The sequence below is a fragment of the Luteibacter mycovicinus genome, from assembly GCF_000745235.1.
Classification (GTDB): Bacteria; Pseudomonadota; Gammaproteobacteria; order Xanthomonadales; family Rhodanobacteraceae; genus Luteibacter; species Luteibacter mycovicinus.
This window is the reverse complement of sequence record NZ_JQNL01000001.1, coordinates 4,165,421-4,183,482: the sequence shown is the minus strand read 5'-3', so window position 1 is coordinate 4,183,482 and position 18,062 is coordinate 4,165,421. Positions and strand designations below refer to the sequence as shown.

General features: G+C 62.9%; 17 protein-coding genes and 1 pseudogene. 6 read left to right on the top strand and 12 right to left on the bottom strand.

The genetic code is table 11. The features are described from left to right. The first annotated feature begins 311 nt into the window (after positions 1-311). The gene (locus FA85_RS18705) at positions 312-740 is read left to right on the top strand and encodes a hypothetical protein (protein ID WP_036114011.1); all 429 of its coding nucleotides are present in this window, start codon (positions 312-314) and stop codon (positions 738-740) included. Here FA85_RS18705 and FA85_RS18700 read toward each other — a convergent pair. Then, a complete protein-coding gene (locus FA85_RS18700) occupies positions 704-2,062 on the bottom strand; it encodes a formimidoylglutamate deiminase (RefSeq protein WP_036114013.1) in 1,359 nt (452 codons plus the stop codon). The genes FA85_RS18705 and FA85_RS18700 overlap by 37 nt on opposite strands. Before the next feature lie 119 nt (positions 2,063-2,181). Here FA85_RS18700 and FA85_RS18695 point away from each other — a divergent pair, with 119 nt between their 5' ends. The 3 genes from FA85_RS18695 to hutI are packed head-to-tail and all read left to right on the top strand — an operon-like array spanning position 2,182 to position 6,403. Continuing rightward, complete coding sequence (locus FA85_RS18695; RefSeq protein WP_036114014.1) at positions 2,182-3,753, top strand: bifunctional GNAT family N-acetyltransferase/carbon-nitrogen hydrolase family protein; 1,572 nt, start codon at positions 2,182-2,184, stop codon at positions 3,751-3,753. Further along, the gene (locus tag FA85_RS18690; RefSeq protein WP_081907513.1) at positions 3,750-5,171 is read left to right on the top strand and encodes a chloride channel protein; all 1,422 of its coding nucleotides are present in this window, start codon (positions 3,750-3,752) and stop codon (positions 5,169-5,171) included. The genes FA85_RS18695 and FA85_RS18690 overlap by 4 nt, the downstream gene beginning before the upstream one ends. Continuing rightward, entirely contained in the window at positions 5,168-6,403 is a 1,236-nt protein-coding gene (gene hutI, locus FA85_RS18685; protein WP_036114016.1) for an imidazolonepropionase, read from the top strand. Before FA85_RS18690 ends, hutI begins: the two co-directional genes overlap by 4 nt. Positions 6,404-6,474: 71 nt before the next feature. On the opposite strand, the gene FA85_RS18680 is transcribed toward hutI, so the two are convergent. Further along, positions 6,475-7,773, bottom strand: a complete 1,299-nt coding sequence (locus FA85_RS18680) for a hypothetical protein (protein WP_051943739.1) — start codon at positions 7,771-7,773, stop codon at positions 6,475-6,477. Then, positions 7,770-10,328, bottom strand: coding sequence for a type IV secretory system conjugative DNA transfer family protein (locus tag FA85_RS18675; protein ID WP_036114018.1), 2,559 nt, complete (start codon positions 10,326-10,328; stop codon positions 7,770-7,772). The genes FA85_RS18680 and FA85_RS18675 overlap by 4 nt, the downstream gene beginning before the upstream one ends. A 201-nt stretch (positions 10,329-10,529) precedes the next feature. Between FA85_RS18675 and FA85_RS18670 the strand changes: the two genes are divergently transcribed. Further along, positions 10,530-11,540 carry a hypothetical protein gene (locus FA85_RS18670; RefSeq protein ID WP_036114021.1) on the top strand — a complete coding sequence of 337 codons (1,011 nt, stop codon included), beginning with the start codon at positions 10,530-10,532 and terminating at the stop codon, positions 11,538-11,540. Beyond that, the gene (locus tag FA85_RS18665) at positions 11,537-12,277 is read left to right on the top strand and encodes a class I SAM-dependent methyltransferase (RefSeq protein ID WP_036114023.1); all 741 of its coding nucleotides are present in this window, start codon (positions 11,537-11,539) and stop codon (positions 12,275-12,277) included. The genes FA85_RS18670 and FA85_RS18665 overlap by 4 nt, the downstream gene beginning before the upstream one ends. Before the next feature lie 80 nt (positions 12,278-12,357). On the opposite strand, the gene FA85_RS18660 is transcribed toward FA85_RS18665, so the two are convergent. The 9 genes and pseudogenes from FA85_RS18660 to FA85_RS18620 form a co-directional block, all read right to left on the bottom strand. Next, complete coding sequence (locus FA85_RS18660) at positions 12,358-12,900, bottom strand: hypothetical protein (RefSeq protein ID WP_036114025.1); 543 nt, start codon at positions 12,898-12,900, stop codon at positions 12,358-12,360. Positions 12,901-13,172: 272 nt separating this feature from the next. Then, a complete protein-coding gene (locus tag FA85_RS18655) occupies positions 13,173-13,622 on the bottom strand; it encodes a hypothetical protein (protein WP_036114028.1) in 450 nt (149 codons plus the stop codon). A gap of 52 nt (positions 13,623-13,674) precedes the next feature. Then, positions 13,675-13,950 (bottom strand): hypothetical protein, encoded by a 276-nt coding sequence (locus FA85_RS18650; RefSeq protein WP_156108755.1) that lies wholly within the window; start codon positions 13,948-13,950, stop codon positions 13,675-13,677. A 99-nt stretch (positions 13,951-14,049) separates the two neighbouring features. Next, positions 14,050-15,065 (bottom strand): IS3 family transposase gene (locus tag FA85_RS18645; protein WP_428977066.1). Its coding sequence is split into 2 segments (ribosomal slippage): positions 14,050-14,867 and positions 14,867-15,065, totalling 1,017 coding nucleotides; the frame shifts between segments, so codons are not numbered across the junction. 202 nt (positions 15,066-15,267) lie between these two features. Beyond that, entirely contained in the window at positions 15,268-15,645 is a 378-nt protein-coding gene (locus tag FA85_RS18635) for a hypothetical protein (RefSeq protein ID WP_036114039.1), read from the bottom strand. Between the two features lie 202 nt (positions 15,646-15,847). Beyond that, entirely contained in the window at positions 15,848-16,102 is a 255-nt protein-coding gene (locus FA85_RS18630) for a hypothetical protein (RefSeq protein WP_036114042.1), read from the bottom strand. 289 nt (positions 16,103-16,391) lie between these two features. After that, positions 16,392-16,460, bottom strand: a pseudogene (locus FA85_RS22800) (30S ribosomal protein THX); the annotation flags it as partial. A 95-nt stretch (positions 16,461-16,555) separates the two neighbouring features. Then, complete coding sequence (locus FA85_RS18625; protein ID WP_036114045.1) at positions 16,556-17,530, bottom strand: cation diffusion facilitator family transporter; 975 nt, start codon at positions 17,528-17,530, stop codon at positions 16,556-16,558. 37 nt (positions 17,531-17,567) lie between these two features. Further along, positions 17,568-18,023 (bottom strand): MerC domain-containing protein, encoded by a 456-nt coding sequence (locus FA85_RS18620; RefSeq protein WP_051944263.1) that lies wholly within the window; start codon positions 18,021-18,023, stop codon positions 17,568-17,570. Positions 18,024-18,062 lie beyond the last annotated feature (39 nt).

The following is an 18,062-nucleotide window of genomic DNA, read 5'->3' as shown; positions in this document are numbered from 1 at the left end:
GGGAAACGCGCAAAGAAAAAGGCCCGCCTGGTGAGGGCGGGCCTTTGGTGTCTGGTGGTTTGTCTCGCAACCGCCTACACGCCGACCCTCCCGAGGTTACGGGCATTATTGGTATTGGCGTTATTGGCGGCGAGGCGGGTCATGAGTCGAATAGAGCATGAAGATCGCTGCAATGCAACACCCTCCCCCGCGATTGCTACTCTGTAGGAGCGCACCCTGTGCGCGATGTCACGTTGCGGGGGCGGCACTCCGCAAAAAAAGCATCGCGAGTGGGGCTCGCTCCTACACGACTTCCGGAACCGAGGCATCCCATGACTCCCCTCCTCGCGCTCGCTCTTCTCTCCACGGCCCAGACCGCGCCGGCATGGATCGCCGGCGACTGGGATCCTTACAGCAACGCCTTCACCGGTCTGCGCATCCTCACCGTCGGCAAGGACTCGCTCACCTGGCACGGCTGCCAGAACGCGCACTTCGATGTCGTCGACGCGAAGGACAACACGCTCACGATCCGTCTTGCAAAGAACACTGCCTGCAGGCTCGACGATGAGCGGCCGACCCGCATCGACACCGTGCGCTTCACGCTGCGCGACAACCGGTGCGACCTCGCCGTATCTATCTACGCGTCGCCCGATGCGCTGGCCAGGAACGAGCCCGCCGCGGAAGGCCTCTACGGCAAGTCGAAATGCCCGTCGGGCCCGGCGGCTCAGGCGGCGACCAACCTTTCGACCACACCGCGATAAGCCTCGGCGGCACGCGTTTCGGCGGCGTGCGCGAAATCGCGCACACGCCACGTGCCGCCCACCATCACGTCACGCACCAGCGGCGTGTTGCCGGCGAACAGGAAGCTGTCGATCACGTCCGCTTCGCCGCGCGCCGCCAGCAACGGCGAGCGATCGTCGAGGACGAGCATGTCCGCCCGTGAGCCGGGCGCAAGACGTGCCACGTTGACGCCGGCCGACTGCGCGCCGCCGTCCAGCGCGCGCTGCCACAGGACCGTACCCACGCTTTCTTCCGGCCGACGCGCCGCCACATTGCGATGCCGGGTCAGCAGGCGCTGGCCGTATTCGAGCCAGCGCAACTCCTCCACCGGCGACACCGAAATGTGCGAATCGGAGCCGATACCGAGCTTGCCGCCCGCGTCGATATAGGCCGCCAGCGGGAACAGGCCGTCCCCCAGGTTCGCTTCCGTCGTCGGACATAGCCCGGCGACGGCACCGGTCTTCGCGAGCCGGTCGGTTTCGTGCGGCGTCAGGTGGGTGGCATGGACCAGCGTCCAGCGCGCGTCGACGTCCGCGTGGTCGAGCAACCATTCCACCGGACGCGCGCCACGCGCGGCGAGGCAATCCTGCACTTCGCCGATCTGCTCGGCGATATGAATGTGGATCGGCAGGTCACGGCAGACGCCCGTGGCGAGCAGCGCACGCATCGCCTCCTCGGGAACGGCGCGCAGCGAATGCAGGGCCACACCCAGACGCAGCATGTCGTTCTGCAGGGGCGCCAGGCGCTCCAGCAACGCGACATACTGGCCCACGTCGTTGCGGAACCGCTGCTGGCGCTCGTTCAGTGCCCGGCCGTCGAATCCGCCCGTCATGTACAGGACGGGGAGCAGCGTGAGGCCGATCCCGGCTTCCCTGGCCGCCTCGATCAGCGCCAGCGACATCGCGGCCGGATCGGCGTAGGGTACGCCCCGGGGACCGTGGTGCAGGTAGTGGAACTCGCAGACCTGTGTGTAGCCGGCCTTGACCATCTCGATGTAGAGCTGGGTCGCGATGGCCTTCATGTCGTCGGGGTCGATCGCCTCCGCGAAGGCGTACATCGTCTCGCGCCAGGTCCAGAAACTGTCCTCGCCCGGACCGCGACGCTCGGCCATGCCGGCCATGGCGCGCTGGAACGCATGCGAGTGGAGGTTGGGCATGCCCGGCAGCACGAAGCGGCCGATGCGCTCTTCCCGGGCCGGTGAGGCATCGGCGAAGCGACCGGCGGCCACCGCGATACCACCCTCCCCCGAGCGCCATCCGCGGTCGTGCCAGAGATAGTCGGCGGCGAGCTTCTGATGTGACATGGGAGATGTCCTTGGGGGTATCTCGACATGGTATCGCGTGCGGGGCCCGCTCCTGCATGGGGACGGCAGGCTATCGCGGATCTGTCGGCGATTTCACCGCGCGGGCGCATAATGGGGGGATGACCGAGATCAACTCCGCTCAGGCGCCGAAGCTCACCCTTCGGCTTGCACGCCTCGCCGACGTGCCCGAACTCGTCGCCCTCACCGCCCGTGTCTACACGGCCGAGTGGGGTCATTCCGCCGAGATGCTGCAAGGCCAGCAGACCCACTTCCCCGAAGGCCAGTTCGTGGTCGAGTACGAGGGGAAGATCGTGGGTTTCTGCGCCACCTTCCGGATCAACGAGGCGCTGGCCCTGGCGCCGCATACGTGGATGCAGATCACCGGCGGCGGTTTCGCCTCGCGCCACGATCCCAAAGGCGACTGGCTCTACGGCATGGAAGTCGTGGTGCACCCCGACTACCGCGGCATGCGCATCGGCCAGCGGCTGTACATGGCCCGCAAACGTCTGTGCACCGAGCTCAAGCTGCGCGGCATCGTATTCGGCGGTCGCCTGCCGGGCCTCTCCAAAGCCATCGGCCGCTATGGCAGCGCCGAGGCTTACGTCCAGGCCATCGTCGACGGCAGCCGCCGCGACGCGACGCTGAGCTTTCAGTTGCGTAACGGCTTCGAGGTCATCGGGCTGCTGCGCGAGTACGTGCCGTCCGACCACGAATCGCTCGGCTATGCGGCGCATCTGGTCTGGCGCAACCCGCAGTTGCTCAACCATCCGGACACGCCGAAGGTGTCGCAGTCGCATCGACTGCCCGACTCGGTGCGCGTGGCATCCGTGCAGTACCAGCAGCGGCGCATCGCTTCGTTCGCCGAGTTCGCCACCCAGGTGGAATACTTCGTCGACATCGCCGCCGATTACGACGCCGACTTCGTCGTCTTCCCCGAGCTGATCACGCTGCAGCTGTTGTCGATCGAAAACGCCGAGCTGTCGCCGGTGGATTCGATCCGTCGCCTCTCCGAGTACACCGACGAGGTCAAGGCGTTGTTCCATCGCCTGGCCGTGCACTACAACATCAACATCATCGGTGGCTCGCACCCGACCCGGCAGCCCAACGGCGACATCCACAATGTCTGCTACGTCTGCCTGCGCGACGGCTCGATCCACGAGCGCGAGAAGCTGCATCCGACGCCCAGCGAGAAAAACGTCTGGAACATCACCGGCGGCGACAGCGCGGCGACGATCCAGACCGACTGCGGTCCGATCGGTGTGATGATCTGCTACGACTCCGAGTTCCCCGAGGTGGCCCGTCACCTCACCGACCAGGGGGCGCTGATTCTGTTCGTCCCGTTCTGCACCGACGTGCGCGAGGGCTACCTGCGTGTGCGTTACTGCTCGCAGGCACGCGCCATCGAAAACCAGTGCTACGTGGTGCTTTCTGGCAACGTGGGCAACCTGCCCGGCGTGAACAACTTCGATATCCAGTACGGCCAGAGCTGCATCCTGACGCCGAGCGATTTCCCGTTCGCGCGCGACGGTATCGCCGCGGATTCCACCCCGAATATCGAGACGGTGCTGTTCGCCGATCTGCGGCTGGAAAGCATTGCGCGCGCACGCAATGCCGGCGCCGTGCAGAACCTTAAGGACCGTCGTTTCGACCTCTACCAGGTACGCTGGGCACGACATCTGGAGGGCAAATGAACGAACTCCCTCCCGACATCGACCCGACGCCGGGCGCCGAACCCGCACCGGGGCATCCATCGCGCATGGCCCGCCTGCGTGAGTTGCGCCGGCACGAATGGTTGTCGCCCAGGCAGTGGCGTCGACGCATCCTGTTCTGGACGGGCGCCATCGTCGTCGGCCTGTCCGCCGTCTTCTTCGCCAAGGCCGCGGATTACGCCTTCGAGCTGTTTCACAGCGTGGCGTCGCATGGCTGGTGGGTACCGTTGTTCATCACTCCGCCGATGTTCGCGCTGCTCTGCTGGCTGACACAGGGGGCGCTGAAAGCGACGCGGGGCTCGGGTATTCCGCAGGGCATCGCGGCACTGAAGGTCGAGGACGAGGGTTTTCGTTCCCGCCTGCTGGCGCTGAAGGTTGCGCTCGGCAAGATGGCTCTGACCCTTGCCGCGCTGCTCGGCGGCGCCTCGGTCGGCCGCGAAGGCCCCACCGTGCACGTCGGTGCGGGGCTGCTGTATTCGATGGGCCGGCGCTTCGGCTTCGACGACCCTGCCGCGGCGGGCCGTTTCATTCTTGCCGGTTCGGCGGCCGGTCTGGCGGCGGCGTTCAATACCCCGCTGGCGGGCATCGTGTTCGCCATCGAGGAAATGTCCGGCACTTTCGAGCACCGCATGAGCGGCACACTGCTCACCGCCGTGTTCGTCGCCGGCGTGGTCTCCCTGGGCATCGTCGGCAACTACGCCTACTTCGGCGACATCACCGCCACCCTGCCCCTCGGTCGCGCGTGGATCGCCGTGCTGCTCACCGGGCTCGTCGGCGGTCTGGCCGGCGGCCTGTTCGCCCGGCTGATCATTCCGTCCACGCTGGGACTGCGCGGTGCGATGGGCCGTCTGCGCGCGCGTCAGCCGATCGTCTTCGCCGCGGCCTGCGGTCTGGCCCTGGTGCTGCTCAGCCTGCTCAGCGCCAACGGTCTGTATGGCACCGGTTATGCGCAGGCACAGGACATCCTGCAGGGACATAGCGACACCGGCCCCCTGTTCGGCGTGCTCAAGTTTCTGGGCAACATCGCGTCGGCGTGGGCAGGTATTCCCGGTGGCATTTTCTCGCCCGCACTGGCGGTGGGCGCGGGCCTCGGTGGCAACATCGCTCAGCTCCTGCCCGGCGCGGACACCTCCGCCGTGGTGCTGCTGGGCATGGCGGCGTATCTGTCCGGCGTCACCCAGGCACCACTCACCGCCACGGTGATCTCGCTGGAACTGACGGCCAACCACATGATGGCCCTGCCGATCATGGCCGCCTGCCTGCTCGCGCGCGGCGCGTCGGCTCTGGTCTGCCGCGTTCCGGTGTACAAGGCTCTGGCCGACGTACTGATCGTGCAGTACGAGGCCGAACGCGCGCGTCGCGAAACGCCTCCCACTCCCGAGCCGAGCCCCTCGCCATGACCGCCGATACCCGCTGGGACCACCTCCTCCTCGATGTCGGGCTGGCCACGCTGACCGACAACGGCAAGGCTTACGGTGCGATCGAGCAAGGCGCCATCGGCTGGCGGGACGGCGTCATTGCCTTTGTCGGACCTCGCGCCGAGCTGCCCAGCGATCCGCACGCGCTCGCCCATCGTGTCGAGTCGCTGCCGGGTTGCTGGATCACCCCAGGTCTGGTCGACTGCCACACGCATCTGGTCTTTGGCGGCGATCGCGCGCAGGAGTTCGAGCAAAGACTGGAAGGCGCCACGTACGAGGAGATCGCCCGCGCCGGTGGCGGCATCGTATCCAGCGTGCGCGCCACGCGGGCAGCCAGCGAGGACGAACTGCTGCGCCAGTCACTGCCCCGTGCGCGGGCCCTGCTCGCGGATGGCGTCACCACGCTGGAGATCAAATCCGGCTACGGCCTGGAGCCGGATGCCGAGCGGCGCATGCTGCGCGTCGCACGACGCATCGGGGAAACGCTGGGCGTCGATGTACGCACCACGTTTCTCGGCATGCATGCCCTGCCTCCTGAATATGCCGGACGGCGCGAGGAGTACGTCACGCTGGTCTGCGACACCATGCTCCCGTCGCTCGCGGACGAAGGTCTGGTCGACGCGGTGGACGCCTTCTGCGAAGGCATCGGCTTTACGCATGCGGAGACGGACCGGCTGTTCGCGAAAGCGACCGCACTTGGCCTGCCGGTGAAGCTGCACGCCGAACAACTCTCCGACCTCGGCGGCGCGGCACTCGTCGCGCAGTATGGAGGCCTGTCCGCCGACCATCTCGAATGGACCAGCGAGGAAGGCGTCCGGGCCATGGCGGCGGCCGGCACGGTCGCGGTGCTGCTTCCGGGCGCGTACTACGCGCTGCGCGACACGCGGCCGCCGCCCATCGATCGCTTCCGCGAACACGGCGTGGCCATGGCGGTCGCCACCGATCTGAACCCCGGCACCTCGCCCCTGCTTTCGCTACGCCTGGCGATGAGCATGGCCTGCACGCTGTTCCGCCTGACGCCGGAAGAAGCGCTTCGCGGGGCCACGGTTAACAGCGCGCGTGCACTCGGGCTGGTCGACCGTGGCACGCTGGAGGTTGGCAAGCGTGCCGATCTGGCGGCGTGGAGCGTGCGGCATTTGCCGGAGCTTTGTTACTGGATTGGCGGTGACCTGCTGCGTGCGAGCTGGATCGGTGGGGAGCACGCCGCTGGCTGAACGATTCATGCACAGATCTCTGTTAGCCGGGAGTTCGAGCGTAATGACGTGATGACGGACGTGGGCGAGCTTCAGCCCATTCGAGGTCCAGACATAGCCGGACCAGACTGCGACTGTGTCTGAGTCTGTGCCTGCTGTTGGGCCTGCGCTTCGATCTCTTGCTGCTCGGAATGAAACTGGGCCCACTGCTGCGTTTGCTGCCCTGCATAAGCATTGGCATGCGCGACCGTCTGCTCGACGGTGGGCGGCGGCGTAGCGATATCGACAACAGCACGGTCACCCGGGTGACGTCCGTGCACAAGCAACGTCGAATTGTTCTGCAACGAAACACCCTGAATGTCGCCGCCCCGTATGTCGGCCTGCCGCGCGGCAAGCGTCACCTGGGCAAGTCGATCCGGCGAGGTACCCTCCGGCAGCCTCGCTCGGAGGTCATCGTAAAGGGCCGGATCCACAAAGCGCGCAAGGACGGTCGAGTCAACCGACGGCGACTTTGGAGCGGTCGTGTCGGCAACCGTATGCGGGCTCTGCGCAATTTCGCGATACGGGTCATCCGGGTGTACCTTTGCCGCCATGTGCTGACGCTCAAGTCGAACCTCACGCGCATCATTGAGGTCTCGAATCAAGGCCGGATCGGTGACGCGCTCAGAAGGGCTGCGATAGCCGAACTCCGCAACATCGGTATTGACATAGGACGTCCAGCCTTTTGAGCGAGCGTCGTATTCGTAGTGGTTGATGTCACGATTGATGTGATTAGGATCGACATACGAGGAGGAAAATGCCGCCGTGCGCTCCGCTCGGATGAGAGCACCCATGTATTCACCTTTATCGGCGACGTAATCCCCGTATTTTCCAAGGACACCATAAGTGGTATCGCCGAGGCGAGGTACACCGATGAAACGGCTATCGAGCATGGTGTGCCAGACCTTCTCTACAGCTGGCTCACCTCCGCCAGCGCGCGCCGCGTTGAGAAGTATATTCGGTGTCCAGGCATCAGCCCCGATCGACGCCTTTCCGAATGACTGAGCATGGGCATCTTGAATGTCCGCTACCGGAAGATTCAATGCCAACTGCGGCTCATTCTGGGCCATGTGAAGAGCGCGTCGCTGGAAATCGTTACGGACAAGATCCCTGCCAAAAGCCTCCCAGCCGCGTTCGTCGAGAACCACATGGTCGTGGTCTTTCGCATACGACTGCGCGTAGCTGTTTGCGACAGCGCCTGGCATGTTGTCGTTCCTTACAACACCCAGCGCGAGAAGGCCGTAACCGTCTGCGCCCGCATGATTGGCGAGATAGTTCCAGTAGCGCTCACGATTCCCCGCCTCTGCATAGGCCTGAAGAATCTCCATATCCTTGTTGTTAAGGCCATTCATCGTCCGGCTCCGTTTGCCGCACTTTGCAGGGCTTGGTCGAATAGCGACCTGATCCTCGTCTCGATACGTTTCCAGTCCTTCATGTAAGCGCGAAGATAGGTGACATCCACCGCAATCTGGAACTCTTCAATCACGAACTCCTGATTACACGTACCGCGATCGATACCCGCCGCAGTATCCTCTAACCGTTCGTTGACTAAATTTGCGCCACGAATTTCTCGCGGGCTGCAAGATATGAATGTAAGCGGCTTACCACCCGCTGAGTATGAAACAAACCAATCTTTGCCTAGTCCTGTGAGGTTTTCATCATCAACAGGCGCGCCTCTTCTCAAGAGGTATGCCTTCAGTTTCGTCATATCGATGTAATACGGCACAAGACCATCGACAGCCCCTCCCTTAGTCCGAAGCGAGAGGTGATAAATCGGGTCGTCCGGTTGGTTCCATGGGTGCGGCGAAATAGAGATTCTTACGACGTCCTCGATCGGCACCTTATCCACATATCTCGGACGAACGTTTATTGCCTCGTCAAGATAGGCGCCTGCATATGCACGGTCTCGGACAGCACCTGCCGGAAATGCCTCGAGCGTAGGCCACCGCAGCGTGAGCCCTACCGACCCTTGGAAATCCGGTCCCGTCTGATGCTCATAAAGATTCATCGGAAACAAGAAAGTGTTTGGCCCCAGCTTCGTCGGCACCAGCTTCTCGCTGTACCCCTCCCATTTGTAATTGGGATCACGCTTCCCAACCGCCTCCTGGAGGAAGCGCTCCTGGTCGACCGTCAGACCGTCCTTCTTCGCCTGCGCGGCGACAGCCTGCTCGGACGATGCCGGCTTGTCCTGCGAGCACGCCGTGGCTGCAAGAGCCAGGGCGGCTGTGGCGCCAATCGCGCGAAGGGTTCGTGGGGGCATGCAGGGGTCTCCGGGATCCAGGGGATCGACCGTAACAGGAGGAAGGAGGCGTGGGGCGAGATGCCGGTCGCGCAGCGGCGAACGCGTGGTGCAGATAACAGGGCCAGCGAGGCTCTCGGCCACCACTATCTGCTGGCCCGGCACTAGCCGGGCAAGATCGCGACGTAATTGAGTGGCCCGCGATGGGTCGAAGTGAAGCGGACGCTGTCGGCCGACCTCGTTAGCGAAGCCCAACACATCCATGAAGTCGTTCTCATCCGCGCGGCGTGACGGTGCCTGGACGACCCGGCAAGCCATCGCGCTCATCGCCTCGACCTCGGCACGGGAACCATAGACCTCGCGCCAACGGGCGGGCTGAGCGGTACGAAGTACAAACCGTGGTCCGTCCTGAGCCGTTTCATGAAGGACACGAGACAGATTCTCGACCAGTCCAACCCGCTCGATGCCATTGATCAGACAGGTGAACTCCGCGGCGCCGGAGCGGCGCCCGAGTCCCAGTCGGATCAGGTCCCAGAGCAGAATCGCAGCCACCCGGCGCTGGTCCGGGGACAGATCGTCGCCAACCGACAGGTAAATCGAGACGGCAGCCCCATGCTGTATCGCTGCGCAGGTATCCGGGCCGGACATGACACTGCCCGCGAATGCCGTACTAAAGGCCGGCAGTGGACCCTCGACCGACGCAAGGCGCTCCCTGAGCACGCGGTTCGGCAGGCGAAGCAACGAATCAAGCCCAGCACGGGTGTCGCCGGCGACGAAACCCTTGCCGAGCATTTTCTTTATCGCCGACTTGCCGTCGGCACGTGCCCGGGACACGACCTGATGGATCATCCTGAACGTAGCCGATGCATCGCTCTCCGATCCGCCAAGAGCTCGTCGGGCCACCGCGTCATCGTAAACGTATCCGGCGAAAGCGGTGAAGGCATCCTTCGCTTCACGCATCGGCCTTGCGCCATAGCTGCGCTCGTCGTACAGCATGCTGGCGATCGCCGACAGCTCCTCGCGGCGCCGATCAGCTTCCGGGGAAAGGCGGCCCAATGGGTTCCAGTGAGTCGAGATGCCGTCGGACGCGAACGGACGGATGAGCCTAACGGTCCCCAGTGTCGCTCGATAGCCTGAGGTTGCGCGCCACAAGCGGCTCTCGCAATCCAGGACGACAACGCTGCCGGGCGTATCCAGCAGAGATGACACCAACTGAGCTTCCGCCCGGGCTTCGTCCGGAACGCACAACGCGAGATGCCCTGGCCCTGCCCAGCGAAGTGCCCGACCGCCCCGCATACCGACAGCCACACCGTGATGGGCATCGAGCATACCCGCGTCACGCAGCTCGGAGCGCGTCGCGAAACGCGTGGGAAATGCCACACGACGCGCCGCCAGCCACCGAACGTAAAGCCAAAGAGCCGTTCCCCATGCCACGAGCGGCGGCAAAAAACCCGCGGCACCGGACAGCCATATCCGCCAGACGTAAGGCGCGACGTCAGGAAGCATGCGCGCAGTCCAGTACTGTCCGTACGTATCGCCGCTGAGTGCAACGCGCTCCCTCAGACCGAGCCAGGCAAGCAACACCGCGCCCGACAAGCGAAGAGCAACCAACCACACGACAACCAATAAGGCCGACAGGGCGACCCATCCCACGGTTTTCCAACGCATCGTCACTTCATCCTTGCCGACTCGTCCCGAGTCGCGCGTGCACCATCGCTTCGTCGACTATTCTTGTCAAGGCACGACCAGCGCGACGCAAATCCGACCGAAAACTCAGAATAATTCCATCGATTTCGACCGGCATCGCCACCTAAGATCGCAGTCCCCTCGCCCATCCGGGCGTCGGCGACCACGGATGTCGAATTCGCGATGCTGCTCATTCCCACACTTCCCCGCCTTTCGCCGGGCGTGCTTTCCCTGCTCGCCTGCGTGCTCGTGGCCTGCACGGAAACCGACGACCGCGATGAGCTGCGCGCGCGGCGCGCACGCCAGATGCGCGACGTCTCGCGCATGCTCGATGCGATGGAGACGCAGGAAAACGCGAGGCGACCTGTCGACGCCACCCGCACGCCGGCACCGGGCGCACCGGCCTCGCGTCCCTCAGCAGAGACAAGCGGGCGAACCGACGCTCCCGCTTCGTGGATCGTCTCATGCCTTGCCACGTTCGGTTCCGGCGTCGCCGCGATCGCGATCCGACGATGGCGACGCAAGCGACGCCTCCGTCCACTGTCACAACCGCTGTCCATCTCCGCGCATTTCAGCGACAGCCCCATCGTGCGCAGGACCGACGCACAGGGCATCCCCTCGCATCCGACGTGGGTCTACCGCACATCCCCTTTCGAAACGCCGCTGCTGTACATGGTGCCGGAATCGGTCGACCTGTTGCCGCTGCCGTCGCCTGACATCGCCATCTCGTTCGCCATACGCAGCGCACTCGGCGACGTCGAATGCCTGACCGGCGCGAGGCGTCTCTTCGCCGTACGTGAGCTCGTCGCGCGGTACTCGGGCGAGAACGAACCTCGTGACCGAGCTGGCATCCATGCCCTGATCGATGTGCACCTCGCCTGGGCGTCCTGGGTACGCGGCGACGCCGTTAACGCCCGCCTGGCCGAGGTCGAGCGGTTGTGCGCCGCCCTGTACTCGCTCGGGCCCGACGCAAAGACTGCCTTACTTATCGCGCGAGCGACCCTCGCACGCGCACGCCTGCTATCGGGCGAGGATGCCAGGGACGCCTGTTCCGCAGCACTGTTGCACGCCTTCGTCGCGGAGCAGGAGCCTTCGCTCGCCGAGCAGGCCGCCGCGTGCAGGCACGAGATCACGGCGCTCTACGAGCGTCTTTCCCAAGCCACTTTGCCACCGCCTGCCGAGCCTTCTTCATGAGCGCTACAACTTACCCTCAGGATCCTTCGCTGCCTTACTGGACCACGCGCTACGGCATCGCCGCGGCCGTCACCACGGACAACATCATCGCTCGATCACTGCAAACCTACGGGGAATGGGCCGAACAGGAGACAGACCTGCTCAGCTCGCTCGTCGACGAAAGGCATGTCGTGCTCGAGTTCGGCGCTGAATACGCCGCGCATGCGTTGTGGATGGCACGTGCGGTCGGCGCCCAGGGACAGCTACACCTAGTCGAGCCGCGGCGCCTCCGGTTCCAGCAATCGTGCGCGACCATCGCTCTCAACGGCCTGAATAACGTGTTCGCCCATGCGGTGTGGCTTGGGCGCTCCTCCGGCCCACGTATCCTCGTTACCGACGACGGGCCGGGCGAGAGCGTCCGCAGCACGACGCTGGACAGTCTCGAGCTCGACGCACTTGATCTTCTCAAGATCAACGAGCCCAACGCCATCGTCGATCTACTCGCGGGCGGCGCTGAGACGGTGAAGGCGCATCGCCCGCTGATCTACGCGCGTTTGTCAGGCGTCGATCAAGCGCAACCTGAAGTCGAAGCGATCAAGATGTTGGGCTATCGCGTCTGGTCACACACGCCCTATCTGTTCAATCGCGCGAACCATGCGGGCGATGCCGTTAACCTTTTCCCGGGAATGGTTCATCAGAACATCATCGCCGTGCCCGTTGAAGGGAAGCTCGATTTTCCCGAAAGGCAGGAGCTCTAGCTAAGCTGGGGCGGGCCGCTGCTTCAGACTAACAGTTTGACGCACGATCGCTATGCACGAAGCGACCAGGCGCCCGCCTGTCACCGACCTTGTTCCGTTGATGCTGGAAGGGTGTCGTTCAAGTACGTTTTTACGGCCCCGCTCAAGTACAAGTAAGTCGCGAAGGCAATAATTGACACTGCACTAAGCACTCCGTAGACGATGACATTGCTGCGAGACAACGGAACATCATTGACCGCAGGAATCCAGATAGCCGCAATATCGACGGCAACCCACCCCACGATGTAGAGAGGTCTTGCATGGGCGGCCCGACGAAGGAGTAGAAATCCCGATGTGATCAGAGGTATTGATGCGAACAAAAGGATGAAACCGCTCTTATTTGCCCACCATTCGGCCGTGGTCACTATTTTCCCGTGAACATTGACAGTGCCCGGCACGATAGAGGCGCCGATGAAAAACAGATACAGGAGCGACATCCCCGTGAGGAATCTGAGTGCTACTGGCATTTCAAAGAAGTTAACGGTCAACGTCCGTGCATGATTGATAAACGACAACTTCAATCCCCTGTTGAATATACGCGTCAAAAAAAAACGAACTCCGCGCTCCTCACCTTCGTCACCCATAGATAAAGCATCGACAAAAACACAACACCGCAAACCAACCCCGGTAGCAAACCAAAATTTCGTTAGACACTCGAGTAGGCAATGAGGCCGGTCGTGTTGACAAAGAGCAACGCTCCCTTCATCAACACGCATATGCAGCGGCGCTTCATCATCGATCCTATAAGAAAAAAGTCTGACCGAAGGTTCGACTCGTCGCCTAGTCATTTATCGCTACCGCAAGCGCTCGCAGTTTGACCACCAAAATCGCCAACCAAAGCCCCTCCTTTTTAGGCTCACGAGATTTGCAACGCCACGCCTTCGGGAATGTTCGAAATGACAAAGTCAGTGGCATCCTGAGGCCTGTCGAACATCATAGGCAGGATGCTCCAGCGGCCGCTGTCGTCCCAAATGGTGAATCCACCTCGAGCAAACTCTGCGCGAACGATGCCTTTCCAAGAAAGCGGCTTACGCACCATCCATGCGCCCTTCAGATACAGGAACATCCCCGAGATTCCTTCATCCTGCAAAACGATGGTTGACGCATTGAAGACACGAGGAACCACGATCACCATCATCGATATCCAACCCACAATGCACGCGCATAGCACAAGTTCGGCGCCAATATCCTTGACGGGCGGAGCGGCAGTCATGATCAAACACAGCGTCAGAAATGCTATCAGCGCTAAGAAAAAGTAGCGATGAAAGGCGTAAACACGGGGATTCTTATCCTTGATTTGGTTCACTTCAACTGACCTTTCATGCCCAACCAGTGAGGAGCTGTCGTTGCACCTTCGGTCACTCGGGAGAAATGAACGTTGTACCTTTCAGCACGGCATACCCGTCGGGGATCCAGAACACTTCACCCTGCTCAGCATCCGTGCTCGAATGCAATCCAATCGTCCCCACCGCCCGACCCCTAAAATCAGCATTTTCCTCCAAGAATGCATCAAGGCTTGTGCTCAACGCCGTGCATGACTTGCTCAGGAACCTCGCGTACTCAAGCCTACCAGGCAGCAATTCGTCGCGTTTAATATCTACGAAGACCATATCTCCGCCGATAAGGATATACATCCCGAAGAGCGCTTCGTCATCGGGCCCATCCACATGGTAGTTACCGGCCGTTCCCGACGTCCCCCCGCCTTCAGTAGCGGTCCGATTTTGAGTCCGGGATTAATGTAACTGTTTCGCGTAAGCAGCGGGAGTCAACCCGCCGAGCGCCTTCTTCGGTCGTTCTTCGTTGTATTCCCGTCGCCAGCTTTCGATTTCGGCCCGGGCATGCAGCAGGCTGGGGAACCAGTGCTCGTTGAGGCATTCATCGCGAAGCCTTCCGTTGAACGATTCGATGTAGGCGTTCTGGTTCGGCTTGCCAGGCTCGATCAGGCGCAGCTGCACGCCGCGTTCGTGTGCCCACGCGACCATGGCCTTGCCGCAAAACTCCTTTCCGTTATCGCTGCGAATGATCTTCGGCAGGCCCCGTGTGACGGCCAGGCGGTCCATGACGCGCGTTACGCCGATACCTGAGATCGCCCGCTCGATCTCGATGGCGACTGCCTCATGCGTGGCGTCATCGACGATCGTCAGGCACTTCAGGACGCGCCCTTCGGCGGTGCGGTCGAAGACGAAGTCGATGGACCAAACCTCGTTCGCCGCTGCGGGCCGGAGCAGTGGCTGCCTTTCGGCCGGGGGCACCTTTTTCCTTTTGCGTCGGCGCACCTGAAGGTTCGCCTCCTGGTACAGGCGCTCAACTCGCTTGTAGTTGACCATCTGACCGGCCTGGCGGAGTTTGAGGTAGATCATGCCGACGCCGTAGCGCTTATGGCGATTCGCCAGCGCGCAGATCATCTCGCGCAGCTCGACGTTAGCGTCGGGCCGCGGTTGGTATCGGTAAGCGCTTGCGCTTATGCCGGCGATCGCCAATGACCGGCGCTCACTCAGTTCTCGGCCGATCAGATAGCGCACCAGCTCGCGCCGGTCCGGTGCGCTCACCATTTTTTTCGCAGCGCTTCCTTGATGACCTCGTTTTCCAGGAGCTGCTCGGCCAGCAGCTTCTTAAGTCGGCCGTTCTCCGACTCCAGATCCTTCAGCCGCTTGGCCTCGGGCACGCTCATGCCGCCGAACTTGCTTCGCCAAAGGTAGTACGACGCCTCGCTGAAGCCGTGCTTGCGGCACAGGTCCTTGACCGGCATGCCCGCCTCGGCTTCACGCAGGAAGCCAATGATCTGATCTTCGGTAAAACGCTTCTTCACGTCCAATCTCCTTCTCGTGGGGGATTGAACTCGAAACCGGGGCGCTACTCAAATTTGGGGGGACGTCGCCTGCGCAACATTTCGCCTCGCCGCCTGGTGCTATCCAAACGATGCCTCAAAAGTGCTTGTCAGCGTGGTCGCTTTAATCACGAGTCGCGAATCGCTTGAATGATTTGAGAGTCAGCAAATCACCAAGCAGCACCCGGTGCAGCGGCGGCCGATACCGCTTAAAGATATTCTCCACACCAATGATTTCGTCTGCCCCTTCGTCCGGACTTCTCGGGCCGATCCAATATTGACTGTTGTCGCCAAAGGGCTCCCAAACGATATAGTCCCGGTCTAGATATTTGAATTCAATTCGAATGTCCTCGGAAGATCCGAAACGCCCTCGCAGACGAACATCTGTTACCCCCTCAGCTTGATCGAGAAGCCGAGCGATCGTCCTGCCCGATACGTATATATTCTTGATCGCAAAAGCAACCTTTTGATCGCCTTTGTTCGCAACGGGGAAAGTTTCCATCGTCTTGGCCTGGATAGGAACGGGTACTCCTGGCAACCGCATTTGCCGCCGTTTCCCTCATACGCAACAGCAGCAGTCGCAACCGCGCCCCACGTACTTCCAAAGAGGTTTGTCGCTCCAGCGGCGGCCCTCAAGGCATCATCGGTCGCACACTTAGCTAAATTTGGCGGCCTGAAGCTTTTGTCCGCCACCCAATGCTGTCCTAAGCGCCGATCTGAAAGCCGCTATCGCCTGCGGGGACAATGAACGTATACGAATGCGCGTTTGCGTCATGCGTCTCGGCAAGGATCACCTTGCCTATAAACGCGCGCCACGCGCCGGAGTCACTCGGACTGGCGGGCAGCGTGAGCACATCCACAGCAGCGCTCTGCGTCTGCCCGACATGGATCTGTCCGTGCCCACAACCAGCCAGGACCGCACAGACTGCCGTCGAAGCGATCATCCAGAAAAAGCGCATTCCTTTACTCCCTGCAACGTGATCCCGATGCCCAGCTCAAGCTGAGCCCGGCTGATCCGCATACTAAGGCATTCTGCCGGGCCACTCGCCAACCACATAGCCGGACCGCCCCACAGATCTACTCTGCCGAGCCAGCTTGTAAAAACAAAAAGCCCCGCAAATGCGGGGCTTTTTGTTTTACGCAAGGGAGGCTTTATGCCTTCTTGCGCGGCGCGGCTGCCTTCTTGGCAGCGGCAGGCTTGGCGGCGGCCGGCTTGGCAACAGCGGCGCCGGTGACGACGTCGACGTGCGGACGGGCTTTGCCATAGCTGGAACGGTAGATCTTGCCGCGACGGGTGCGACGATCGCCCTTGCCCATGGGAAACTCCTTGATTCGAAAAAGTAGAGAGGAACGGCCGGTCATCGTATCAGCGGCCGCGTAAATGGCAAGCGCCAGCCGTTCAGGCGGGCAGTTCAGTGAGTGTGCCGGCCGTCCTGGCCGCAGCCCTCGAGGTCGTCCGGACAATGACCCGGGTCCACCTGGACCGTCGCGTGCCCCACCCGCCAGCGCTCGCTCAGGGTCGTCTTGATGACCGTGAGAATGCGGGCCGGATCGGCGCCGGGCTTGAGTTCGGCGTGCAGCGTGGCCATCCGCGAGCCCGCGGTGACCTGCCAGATGTGCACGTGGTGGATGCTGAGGATGCCCGGATCGAGGCCCTCCAGCTGACTTCTCACGTCCGCCAGATCGACGCCTTCAGGCGTGCCCTCGAGCAGGATGTGGCCGGAACGTCGCACCAGGGACCACGCGCTGCGCAGGATCAGCATCGAGACCAGGATCGACAGGACCGGATCGGCCCAGTTCCAGTCGAGCCAGCGCACCGCCAGGGCGGCCAGCACCGCGGCGATGGAGCCCAGCAGGTCGCCCAGCACATGCAGGCTGGCGCCGGCGATGTTGACGTCGTCGGGGTCGTGGCCATGCAGCGTGCGCAGCACCACCACGTTGGCCACCAGCCCCACGGCGGCGACCACGAACATCACGCCGGAGAGGATCGGCGACGGATTGAACAGGCGCATCACCGCCTCGTAGACAATGAACGCCACCAGCGCGAACTGGGTCAGTGCGTTGACGAAGCCCGCCAGCACCTCGATGCGGCCGTAACCGTAGGTGCGCTGAGCATCCGCCGGGCGCGCCGCGAAGCGCGCGCCGAGAAACGCCAGCAGCAGGGCGAGCGCGTCGACCAGCATGTGGCCGGCGTCGGCCAGCAGCGCCAGCGAGCCGGAAAGGATGCCGCCACCCGCTTCGACCACCAGCATCAGCGTCGTCAGAACGAAGGCGAACAGCAGCTTCCGTTCACTGCCGCCGGCGGCATGACTGTGGTCGTGGTCGTGGGTATGCGCGTGGCCATGGGAATGGCCGTGGGCGTGTGCGTGTGCGTGATCGTGTGCCATGAACGAAAGGCTAGGTGCTCGGGGCGCGGTTACACAATCACGGGTGGGCGCAGGAGGGGCCGTGGATATGGCCCGCATGCTCGCCGTGGTCGACCCGGAGATTGACGAAGTGCGCGGAAGCGACGAGCAGCCCGCCGCAGGTCACGAGCACGCTGTGCACCACGAGCGACCCGCCGTGCAGAAAGGTCACGCCGAGCACGAGCAGGGTCAGGCCGGGTATCGCCAGGGCCAGTGGCAGACGTCGATGGTGGCGCCGATACCCGGAGATCAGGGCCAGCGAGGCAAGGACGCAGGCGAAGGCGACGAAGCCGGTTTCGAACCGATGATCGGCCAGGAACGACAGGCCGAGCACAGGCAGCAGCGCGATCACGAAGGGCAAAGCCGCGCAGTGGATCGCGCAGAGGAACGAGGCCGTGGCGCCGAAGCGGTCGGCCACATGCCACCAGCGTCGGGGCACTTGCTGAGCGTCGGATTCGAGAGGGAGATCGGTCATGGGATGCATAGCGTGACTTCTTGCACGGGTCCAGGCAAG

Coding starts and splice junctions, on each gene's coding strand:
- FA85_RS18665 (WP_036114023.1), top strand. CDS start 11,537: ATGAGCGCTACAACTTACCCTCAGGATCCTTCGCTGCCTTACTGGACC.
- FA85_RS18625 (WP_036114045.1), bottom strand. CDS start 17,530: ATGGCACACGATCACGCACACGCACACGCCCACGGCCATTCCCATGGC.
- FA85_RS18650 (WP_156108755.1), bottom strand. CDS start 13,950: ATGTATATCCTTATCGGCGGAGATATGGTCTTCGTAGATATTAAACGC.
- FA85_RS18620 (WP_051944263.1), bottom strand. CDS start 18,023: ATGACCGATCTCCCTCTCGAATCCGACGCTCAGCAAGTGCCCCGACGC.
- FA85_RS18705 (WP_036114011.1), top strand. CDS start 312: ATGACTCCCCTCCTCGCGCTCGCTCTTCTCTCCACGGCCCAGACCGCG.
- FA85_RS18635 (WP_036114039.1), bottom strand. CDS start 15,645: ATGGAAACTTTCCCCGTTGCGAACAAAGGCGATCAAAAGGTTGCTTTT.
- FA85_RS18660 (WP_036114025.1), bottom strand. CDS start 12,900: ATGGGTGACGAAGGTGAGGAGCGCGGAGTTCGTTTTTTTTTGACGCGT.
- FA85_RS18700 (WP_036114013.1), bottom strand. CDS start 2,062: ATGTCACATCAGAAGCTCGCCGCCGACTATCTCTGGCACGACCGCGGA.
- FA85_RS18695 (WP_036114014.1), top strand. CDS start 2,182: ATGACCGAGATCAACTCCGCTCAGGCGCCGAAGCTCACCCTTCGGCTT.
- FA85_RS18675 (WP_036114018.1), bottom strand. CDS start 10,328: ATGCGTTGGAAAACCGTGGGATGGGTCGCCCTGTCGGCCTTATTGGTT.
- FA85_RS18670 (WP_036114021.1), top strand. CDS start 10,530: ATGCTGCTCATTCCCACACTTCCCCGCCTTTCGCCGGGCGTGCTTTCC.
- hutI (WP_036114016.1), top strand. CDS start 5,168: ATGACCGCCGATACCCGCTGGGACCACCTCCTCCTCGATGTCGGGCTG.
- FA85_RS18680 (WP_051943739.1), bottom strand. CDS start 7,773: ATGAATGGCCTTAACAACAAGGATATGGAGATTCTTCAGGCCTATGCA.
- FA85_RS18690 (WP_081907513.1), top strand. CDS start 3,750: ATGAACGAACTCCCTCCCGACATCGACCCGACGCCGGGCGCCGAACCC.
- FA85_RS18630 (WP_036114042.1), bottom strand. CDS start 16,102: ATGCGCTTTTTCTGGATGATCGCTTCGACGGCAGTCTGTGCGGTCCTG.